Source organism: Bacillus sp. DX4.1, assembly GCF_030348195.1.
Lineage (GTDB): Bacteria > Bacillota > Bacilli > Bacillales > Bacillaceae_G > Bacillus_A.
In genome coordinates, this window is the sequence record NZ_JAUCFT010000008.1 from 243,300 (window position 1) to 252,500 (window position 9,201).

Sequence of the window (9,201 nt, forward strand, 5' to 3'; positions counted from 1 at the left end):
ATGGGATTATAAATGCAAAAAGAGAAGAAACTAATAATAAGCGCTTACAGTTAAACATTTGAAAAGGTAAAGTGAAGAAAAAAGCTCTTTATGTGAAATAAGGTAACAGTTGGGGTTTGCTTTTTGCACATACAAAACTTATAATTGATAAAGTGTAATAACGTTTAGAAATATTTTCATGAAGAATATACGCCCGTTTATATACGTGAGCATTCAGGAAAAGGGCTTTTCCGCACATACGGAAAACGCCTTTTTTTAAATGATAAGTATAGGATAGAAAAGGAGAAGTAACATTGACAACATTTCGAGAATTAGGATTAAGTGATTCTTTACTGCAATCGGTTGAAAGTATGGGCTTTGAAGAGGCTACGCCAATTCAAGCTGAAACAATTCCACATGCATTGCAAGGTAAAGATATTATTGGGCAAGCGCAAACAGGTACAGGGAAAACAGCTGCATTCGGATTACCACTATTAGATAAAGTGGATACAAATAAAGAAACAATTCAAGGGATTGTTATCGCTCCAACGCGAGAATTAGCGATTCAAGTTGGTGAAGAACTTTACAAAATTGGTAAGCATAAGCGTGTTCGTATTCTACCAATTTATGGTGGTCAAGATATTAATCGCCAAATTCGTGCTCTAAAAAAACACCCACACATTATTGTTGGTACGCCGGGACGTATTTTAGATCACATCAACCGTAAAACACTTCGTCTACAAAATGTAGAAACAGTGGTTCTTGATGAAGCGGATGAAATGTTAAACATGGGCTTCATTGAAGATATTGAAGCAATTTTAACAGATGTGCCAGAAACACATCAAACATTATTATTCTCAGCAACAATGCCAGATCCGATCCGTCGTATTGCTGAGCGTTTCATGACTGAACCTCAACATATTAAAGTAAAAGCAAAAGAAGTAACAATGCCAAACATTCAGCAGTTCTATGTAGAAGTGCAAGAAAAGAAAAAGTTTGACGTGTTAACACGCTTACTAGATATTCAATCGCCAGAACTTGCAATCGTGTTCGGTCGTACGAAGCGTCGTGTTGATGAATTATCTGAAGCATTGAACTTACGTGGTTATGCAGCAGAAGGTATTCATGGTGATTTAACACAAGCAAAACGTATGTCAGTATTACGTAAATTTAAAGAAGGTTCTATTGAAGTTCTTGTTGCAACAGACGTAGCAGCACGTGGTCTTGATATTTCAGGCGTAACACACGTATACAACTTTGATATTCCACAAGATCCAGAATCATACGTTCACCGCATTGGTCGTACGGGCCGTGCTGGTAAAAAAGGAATGGCGATGTTATTCGTAACACCTCGTGAGTCTGGACAATTAAAAAATATCGAGCGTACAACAAAACGTAAAATTGATCGTATGACTCCTCCAACATTAGATGAGGCATTAGAAGGTCAACAACGTTTAATCGCAGAAAAACTACAAAGCACAATTGAAAGTGAAAACTTATCATACTACAAGCGTATTGCAGAAGAAATGTTAGAAGAGCACGATTCTGTAGCGATTGTAGCAGCTGCTTTAAAAATGATGACAAAAGAGCCGGATACAACACCGATTGCTTTAACATCAGAACCACCTGTTGTTTCAAGAGGTGCTAAAAACCGTGGCGGTAACGGAAGTGGATATCGTGATGGTAACCGTAACCGTAGTCGTGATGGTCGTGGCGATGGCCGCAATCGTGATGGTCGTGGTGATGGTCGTAATCGCGATGGTAACCGTAATCGTGGTCGCAAAGGTGAAGGTCAAGGTCGTCCAGGATCTTCTACTGGACGCGGCGAAAGAAAAAGTCATAGCCGTAAACCACAAGCTTAATAAAAAAGAGGATGTCCAACAGGACATCCTCTTTTTTATGGAATGTAAGGTGTATGGATTCGTTTCAAAGTTATTATTGGGCAGTAATACCTCTACCTCAAGGTTTTACTTTATTAAAAATGGAGTAAGGATACCACCGATTAATAATCCAGCTAAATGGCTGATGGGGTTAGCGGAATGATCGAAGAAAGTAAAGCTAAGTAAAATAATTAAAATTGAAGAAAATAGAAATACTTCTTTTGTTTTGGGGGACCGATAGCGACTGTATAAAATAAAGAGCTGTGCGCCAAGTAATCCGAAAATTCCGCCCGATGCACCGGCATGTACGTACCCGAGGGGCATGATGAAATAAGAGAAAATATTACCGCTAATGCCAGCGATAAAAAATAAAATGGCAAAAGAGATGCTACCTAGCTGTTTTTCGATAGATTGACCGAGAAAAAAGAGACAAATGCTATTGGAGAAAAAGTGCCCTAAGTCTATATGTATAAATAGAGAAGTTATAAATCGCCACCATTCTCCTTTGGCAATGTATTCGTTATAGGCAGCTGTAGTAGAAAAGAAAAAGTCGCCTAATAAAACCATGATGAATTGCAAGCAGAGTAAAGAGAGAATAACGGGTGATAAGGTAATCCGTATATGTGGGATTGGCATATTTATATATTCACTCCTTTTGCAGCAGAAAGATTCTCTGTTATTCTTACAATATGAATGAAGGAGAACAAATAGAAGAAAGGAAATTTGTGAAATGATTATAGGGATTGGAATCGATATTATCGAACTAGAGAGAATTGAAAAAATGTTAGATGGAAAACTTAAATTTATGGAGCGTATTTTAACAGAGCGAGAGCGAGATGTTGCTGCTAAATTAAAAGGGCATCGTCTTGTGGAATTTGTGGCTGGAAGATTTGCAGCGAAAGAAGCGTATTCCAAAGCAGTTGGAACTGGTATTGGAAAAGAAGTGAGCTTTTTAGATATTGAAATACGAAATGATGATAGAGGTAAGCCGATTGTCTTTGTGAATACAGAGCATCTTGTTCATCTATCTATTAGTCATAGTCGAGAGTTCGCTGTGGCGCAAGTTGTTTTAGAAAGCTCGTCACGCTAGTCTGCATATTTTACATCTTTGTCTCATATATTTGAGTAGCGATAAGGAAGAACTATCTTCCATTCATTTATAGGGGCAAAGGGGGCTGAAGGTATGAAAAGGCGGCTATTTTTGTTTATTGTCGGTTTATTGACCGTTTTTGTATTAGCGGGCTGTATGGAAAAGAAACAAGAAGATGTAGTGCGAGATTTAGATGCGAAAGTTAAGAATATGAAGAGTTATCAAGCGGAAGCAAAATTATCTATTAAAACGGGCAATGAACCACAGGAATATAACGTGGAAGTTTGGTATAAAGAACCTACTTATTATCGTGTGAATTTAAAGAATGCGAAAAAGGATCAAAGCCAAATTATTTTACGAAATAATGAAGGTGTATTCGTTTTAACGCCATCTCTTAATAAAAGTTTTCGATTTCAAAGTGATTGGCCGCAAAATAGCAGCCAAGCGTATTTGTATGAATCACTTGTAAGAGATATTTTAAAAGATAAGAATCTTTCGTTTGAGAAAACAGATAAACATTATATTTTTAAAACGAAAACGAATTATCACCATCAAAATATGTTGCCAAAGCAAGAAATCAAGTTTAATAAAAGTGATTTAGCACCTGTTTCAGTGAAATTAATGGATGGTGACCAAAATGTTCTCGTACAAGTGGAATTTTCGAAAGTGAAGTTTGATACGAAGTTTGATAAAGGTGCATTTGATATGAAACAAAACATGTCTCGTGCACAAGTGGATATACAAACAACAGCGAAGGAAGAAAAGCCATTTGCTATTTTATATCCACGTGATACACCGCAAGGTATGGAATTAAAAGAGGAGAAGGAGTTAAAGACAGATAGTGGCAAGCGTGCGATACTCACATACGTTGGAAATAAGAAGTCTTTTACATTAATACAAGAGAAGGAGAAGGCTGCATTGACTGCAACTCCAATAGGTGTAAGTGGAGAGTTAGTTGATCTTGGTTTCACGATTGGTGCATTAACAAAAGATTCCCTTACATGGTCGCGTAACGGAGTGGAGTATATGCTCGTGTCTAAAGGTTTAGAACCAAATGAGTTGTTAATGGTAGCTCGTTCTGTTGCAGAAAAGCAAGTGAAATAAACTTCTTAGACGTGGTGACTTACGCTCGCCACGTTCTTTTCTTGTTTTGTGGAAGAGATTTCATAAAAAAAACGGATATAAAAGAATAAGCTTTGCATATCGTATAAAGGAAGTGTTTTTTTATATGGAAGAATCACCGTTTTACCGTGATACGTGGGTGGAAGTAGATTTGGATGCAATTTATAACAATGTAACTCACATCAAAGAAATCATCCCAGAAGATGTAGAGGTTTTCGCGGTGGTAAAAGCGAACGCATATGGACATGACTATGTTCCAGTCGCAAGAACCGCATTGGAGGCAGGAGCAACAAGATTAGCGGTTGCCGTTTTAGACGAGGCATTAGTGCTTCGCCGAGCGGGGATTACCGCACCAATTTTAGTGATAGGCCCATCACCACCACGTGATGTCAATGTAGCTGCTGAAAATGATGTGGCATTAACTGTTTTTCAAAAGGGATGGGTCGAAGAGGCGATAGAAATTTGGGATAGCTCGGTGCCGCTACATTTTCATATTAATTTCGATAGTGGTATGGGGAGAATTGGAATTCGGAAACGCAAAGAATTAAAAGGTTTTTTACGAAGTTTAGAAGATGCTCCGTTTTTTGAACTAGAAGGAGTGTATACGCATTTTTCAACTGCGGATGAAGTGGAGACTTCTTACTTTGATAAGCAATATAATACGTTTTTGGAACAGCTGAGTTGGTTAGAGGAATTTGGAGTGGATCCAGAGTTCATTCATGCAGCTAATAGTGCAGCGACCATGCGGTTTCATGGTATTAAGTTTAATGCTGTGCGGCTTGGAATCGCAATGTATGGACTAACGCCGTCTGTAGAAATACATCCGTTCTTACCCATTAAATTAGAACCGGCACTTTCATTTCATACAACGGTAGCGCATATTAAAGAGGTAATCAAAGGTGATGGGATTAGTTATAATGTCACTTATCGAACGAGAACAGAAGAGTGGATTGCTACGGTTCCTGTTGGATATGCGGATGGATGGCTTAGAAGGTTACAAGGCTTTAAAGTGCTTGTGAACGGGAAAAGAGTTCCGATTGTAGGTAGGATTACAATGGATCAATTCATGCTGCGTCTTCCTCGTAAAGTCCCGCTTGGAACGAAAGTTACGCTTATTGGAAAACAGGGGGATGAATACATTAGTGCAACTGAGGTTGCTGAGTATTCTGGAACGATTAATTATGAAATTATCGCGACAATCAGTTTTCGTGTTCCTCGTGTATTTATTAGAGACGGTAAAGTGGTAGAAGTCATAAATTATTTAAATGGTATATAAAATATCTTTTTTTATATTTGTCATCGTGGTTGATGGCCTTCGATTAGAGCTATAGAGAGGATATTTCCTGTTACAATGAGATAAAAAGTACGAGAGAGTGAATGTTTTGTTTGTGAATTGGAAAACATAAACAGGGAACAAGGAAGTCTTTGCAACAGGCTCCATACAATGGTATTATTACAATAGGTGTCATATATATTTGGGTGTGTAGTTGACGGTGGAGGTGTATTTTTGTGTCCGAATCAAGTGTAACTACTGAAATCGTGATTCGGTTGCCAAAGCAGATGGTAACAGAATTGGACGTAATTGGAAAACTAGAGAATAAGAATCGCCATGAACTAATTTGCCAGGCAACAAAACTGTTATTGCGTCAACATAAGACAAAGAAACGCTACCAACATGAATCAATGCGACGTGGGTATATTGAAATGGGAAAAATTAATCTTGGTATTGCATCTGAAGCTTTCTTAGCAGAGTATGAAGCAGCTCATACAGTAGAACGCTTAGTTAGCGGGGGGTAATATTTTGATTGTAAAACGCGGCGACGTGTATTTTGCAGACCTTTCCCCAGTTGTTGGTTCTGAGCAAGGAGGCGTTCGTCCGGTTCTTGTCATTCAAAATGACATCGGAAATCGTTTTAGTCCGACTGTAATTGTAGCGGCTATTACTGCGCAGATTCAAAAAGCAAAATTACCCACACATGTGGAAATTGATGCGAAAAAGTACGGATTTGAGCGAGATTCTGTTATTTTGCTCGAACAGATTCGAACAATCGATAAGCAACGCTTAACGGACAAAATCACTCACTTAGATGAGCTGATGATGAGTCGTGTAGATGAAGCTTTACAAATTAGTTTAGGACTAATAGATTTTTAAATCGGCAGTTTAAGTTGCTCTCTTTTAAGGGCAACTTTTTTTTATTAGGGAGGTTTCAGTTGTATATGGAAATGGTAGATAATCGACAAGCGTTAATGAAAATGTTAGTGAAAGAATTAGGGTTTACAGAAAAGCAAGTTCGCAATGTTATTCAATTAACAGAAGAAGGTAACACAGTTCCATTTATTGCTCGTTACCGAAAAGAATGGACAGGTTCTTTAGATGAAGTGCAAATTCGTGAGATTTTAGAAAGATGGCAATATATGATGCAGCTTGAGAGCCGGAAAGAAGAAGTGATCCGTCTTATTGATGAAAAAGGAAAGTTAACAGAAGAGCTGCGTCGTAATATTGTATCCGCGACTAAGTTGCAGGAAGTGGAAGACCTGTATCGTCCTTATAAAGAAAAAAGACGAACAAAAGCAACGATTGCGAAGGAAAAAGGATTAGAGCCGTTAGCGGAGTGGTTACTTCTGTTTACAAAAGAAAATCCGGTAGATAAGGCAAAGTTATTTATTGATGCTGGAAAAGAAGTTCAATCCTCTGAAGAGGCGTTACAAGGTGCGCAAGATATTATTGCTGAAATCGTATCGGATGATGCAACGTGTCGTAGCTGGGTTCGTAATGTTACCTTTAAAAAAGGGATGATTTCTTCTTCTGTAAAAGATGAAGAGAAGGATGAAAAAAATATATATGAAATGTATTATAGCTATGAAGAACCGTTGCAAAAAATTGTGCCGCATCGTGTGCTGGCGATGAACCGTGGTGAGAAAGAGGATGTTCTAAAAGTTTCTATTGTCTCGCCGGTAGAAGAAATTGTTCGTTTTTTACATAAAAAAGTGATTCGTGATTTTCACTCCCAAAGCGCATCTTATGTACAATTCGCAGTTGAAGATGGATATAAGCGATTAATTCAACCGTCAATTGAACGAGAAATTCGAAAAGAATTGACTGAAACGGCAGAAGAACAAGCTATTCATATCTTCTCTGAGAATTTACGTAATTTGTTGTTGCAGCCGCCAATGAAAGGCAAAGTTGTATTAGCGGTTGATCCAGCATACCGAACAGGGTGTAAGTTAGCGGTGGTGGATGATACAGGGAAGGTTCTTTATATTGATGTAATTTATCCTCATCCTCCTGTTAGGAAATATGAAGATGCAAAAGCGAAGGTCACTTCCATTTTAGAAAAATATCAAGTTGAGATGATTGCGATTGGAAATGGTACAGCTTCTCGAGAAACAGAAGAATTTATTGTAGATGTATTGCAAACAGTTACGCGAGATGTATTCTATATTATCGTCAATGAAGCTGGTGCTAGTGTATATTCAGCTTCTGATTTGGCTCGTGAGGAATTTCCGAATTTCCAAGTTGAGGAAAGAAGTGCGGTTTCCATTGGACGACGTTTGCAAGATCCACTGGCTGAGCTTGTGAAGATTGATCCGAAGTCAGTTGGAGTAGGGCAATATCAACATGATGTATCGCAAAAGAGATTAAATGAATCATTAACGTTTGTTGTGGAAACAGCTGTTAACCAAGTTGGAGTAAATGTGAATACAGCTTCAGTTGCTTTATTACAATATGTTTCCGGTTTGTCAAAGACGGTTGCGAAAAATATTGTAAATAAACGTGAGGAAGATGGGAAGTTTACAAAACGGGCAGAACTAAAGAAAATACCGCGTTTAGGTGCGAAAACATACGAACAATGTATTGGCTTCTTACGTATATTAGAAGGTGAAAATCCACTGGATCGAACAAGTATTCATCCAGAGCAGTATAAAAATGTAGAATTACTATTAAAAAGCTTAGGATTATCGTTTGGTGATGTAGGACAACCGCATTTGCAGAAATGTTTAGAGGATGTAGAGCTTTCTAAATTATCTCAAGAAACGAATATTGGAGAGCCGACATTAGTGGATATTATAGATGCTTTGATTAGCCCGGAACGAGATATGCGTGATGAGTTACCAAAGCCGCTTTTGAAAAAGGGAATTTTGAAATTAGAAGACTTAAAACGCGGTATGGAGTTAGAAGGAACAGTTCGTAATGTTGTTGACTTTGGCGCATTTGTGGATATTGGTGTAAAACAAGATGGTTTAGTTCATATTTCGAAATTGAGTAAGCGATTTGTAAAACATCCGTTAGATATTGTATCAGTTGGACAGATTGTAAAGGTATGGGTAGATAATGTTGATATGAAAAAAGGTCGCGTTGCATTATCTATGTTACCAATCGAGTGATAAAAAAAGGGAGTAGGGATGAGACTGCTCCCTTCTTTTTATCCCGCTATTCGCGGGCAGTGATACCCCACTTCAAAATTCAGCAAAAGCAAAGAAGTTAGGTGGGAGATACACTGCCAGTAAAAGCCTGATTGATGAAACTAATAATCAGTAGGGAGATGAAGAAAACCCCCACTGATTAAAGTTTCACTTTGTTAGGAGTTTTGATGTGTTTTGTTATAGTAAAACCAGCATTCGTTCAGCAATCTAATTTGATACCGGTTTTTTTCATAATAGGCACGTCGCATTTGCTTGCGAAGCCATACGGGCATATGAATCCCTCCTTGTTTTATCCCGCTCTAACAGGCAGTAAACCACAGCTCGAAATGCAGAGGAAACAAAGCGAGTGGTAACTGCTCATAAGAGTCTGATTGGTGAGGGTTTGCTCTATCAGTGGGAGATGAAGGAAGCGTCCGCTGATAGAAGTTTCACGTTATGACTGAGTATGGGTATATGTACTATTTAATATATGTGCAGGAAGAGAGAAAAGTGTAAGTTTATTTTTTTAGTTAGGGGAAATAAAGATGGATGAAATAGAGGTTCAAAGACTTGTAGAAGAAATATCGTTGAAGTACTTCGGGAAGGCTTTTTTACATAAAGCAACATTCAATAAACGATTACGCACAACTGGTGGGAGATATTTATTACAAAGTCATAATATAGAATTGAATTATCGTTATTATGAAATGCATGGAAAAGAAGAAT

At 38.0% G+C, this 9,201-nt stretch carries 10 protein-coding genes (1 of these 10 cut by a window edge); 8 read left to right on the forward strand and 2 right to left on the reverse strand.

The annotated features are described in order from the left end of the window. The first annotated feature begins 293 nt into the window (after positions 1–293). The gene (gene cshA / locus QUF99_RS04690; protein WP_289368832.1) at positions 294–1,841 is read left to right on the forward strand and encodes a degradosome RNA helicase CshA; all 1,548 of its coding nucleotides are present in this window, start codon (positions 294–296) and stop codon (positions 1,839–1,841) included. 105 nt (positions 1,842–1,946) lie between these two features. Here the strand turns inward: cshA and QUF99_RS04695 are convergent, their stop codons facing one another. Beyond that, a complete protein-coding gene (locus QUF99_RS04695; RefSeq protein WP_289368833.1) occupies positions 1,947–2,495 on the reverse strand; it encodes a rhomboid family intramembrane serine protease in 549 nt (182 codons plus the stop codon). Positions 2,496–2,589: 94 nt separating this feature from the next. Here QUF99_RS04695 and acpS point away from each other — a divergent pair, with 94 nt between their 5' ends. The 6 genes from acpS (at position 2,590) to QUF99_RS04725 (ending at position 8,457) form a co-directional block, all read left to right on the forward strand. After that, complete coding sequence (acpS, locus tag QUF99_RS04700; RefSeq protein ID WP_289368834.1) at positions 2,590–2,949, forward strand: holo-ACP synthase; 360 nt, start codon at positions 2,590–2,592, stop codon at positions 2,947–2,949. Between the two features lie 156 nt (positions 2,950–3,105). Then, the gene (locus tag QUF99_RS04705; RefSeq protein ID WP_289374567.1) at positions 3,106–4,053 is read left to right on the forward strand and encodes a LolA family protein; all 948 of its coding nucleotides are present in this window, start codon (positions 3,106–3,108) and stop codon (positions 4,051–4,053) included. Positions 4,054–4,177: 124 nt separating this feature from the next. Next, positions 4,178–5,347 carry an alanine racemase gene (alr, locus tag QUF99_RS04710; RefSeq protein ID WP_289368835.1) on the forward strand — a complete coding sequence of 390 codons (1,170 nt, stop codon included), beginning with the start codon at positions 4,178–4,180 and terminating at the stop codon, positions 5,345–5,347. 233 nt (positions 5,348–5,580) lie between these two features. Next, on the forward strand, positions 5,581–5,868 hold the full coding sequence (locus tag QUF99_RS04715) for an antitoxin endoai (RefSeq protein WP_286123223.1): 288 nt from the start codon (positions 5,581–5,583) through the stop codon (positions 5,866–5,868). A gap of 4 nt (positions 5,869–5,872) precedes the next feature. Further along, positions 5,873–6,223: a type II toxin-antitoxin system endoribonuclease NdoA gene (gene ndoA, locus QUF99_RS04720; RefSeq protein ID WP_098338158.1), complete on the forward strand. Its 351-nt coding sequence runs from the start codon at positions 5,873–5,875 to the stop codon at positions 6,221–6,223. A 65-nt stretch (positions 6,224–6,288) separates the two neighbouring features. Next, positions 6,289–8,457 carry a Tex family protein gene (locus QUF99_RS04725; protein ID WP_289368837.1) on the forward strand — a complete coding sequence of 723 codons (2,169 nt, stop codon included), beginning with the start codon at positions 6,289–6,291 and terminating at the stop codon, positions 8,455–8,457. Between the two features lie 194 nt (positions 8,458–8,651). Here QUF99_RS04725 and cmpA read toward each other — a convergent pair whose 3' ends face one another. Further along, entirely contained in the window at positions 8,652–8,768 is a 117-nt protein-coding gene (gene cmpA / locus QUF99_RS04730) for a cortex morphogenetic protein CmpA (RefSeq protein ID WP_286123227.1), read from the reverse strand. Positions 8,769–9,020: 252 nt separating this feature from the next. Between cmpA and QUF99_RS04735 the strand changes: the two genes are divergently transcribed. Next, a protein-coding gene (locus QUF99_RS04735) for a SprT family protein (RefSeq protein WP_289368838.1) crosses the window boundary here: on the forward strand, positions 9,021–9,201 show its start. 284 nt of this gene lie beyond the right edge of the window; 181 of the gene's 465 nt are visible here — the first part of the coding sequence; it begins with the start codon at positions 9,021–9,023; its stop codon lies beyond the right edge, outside the window.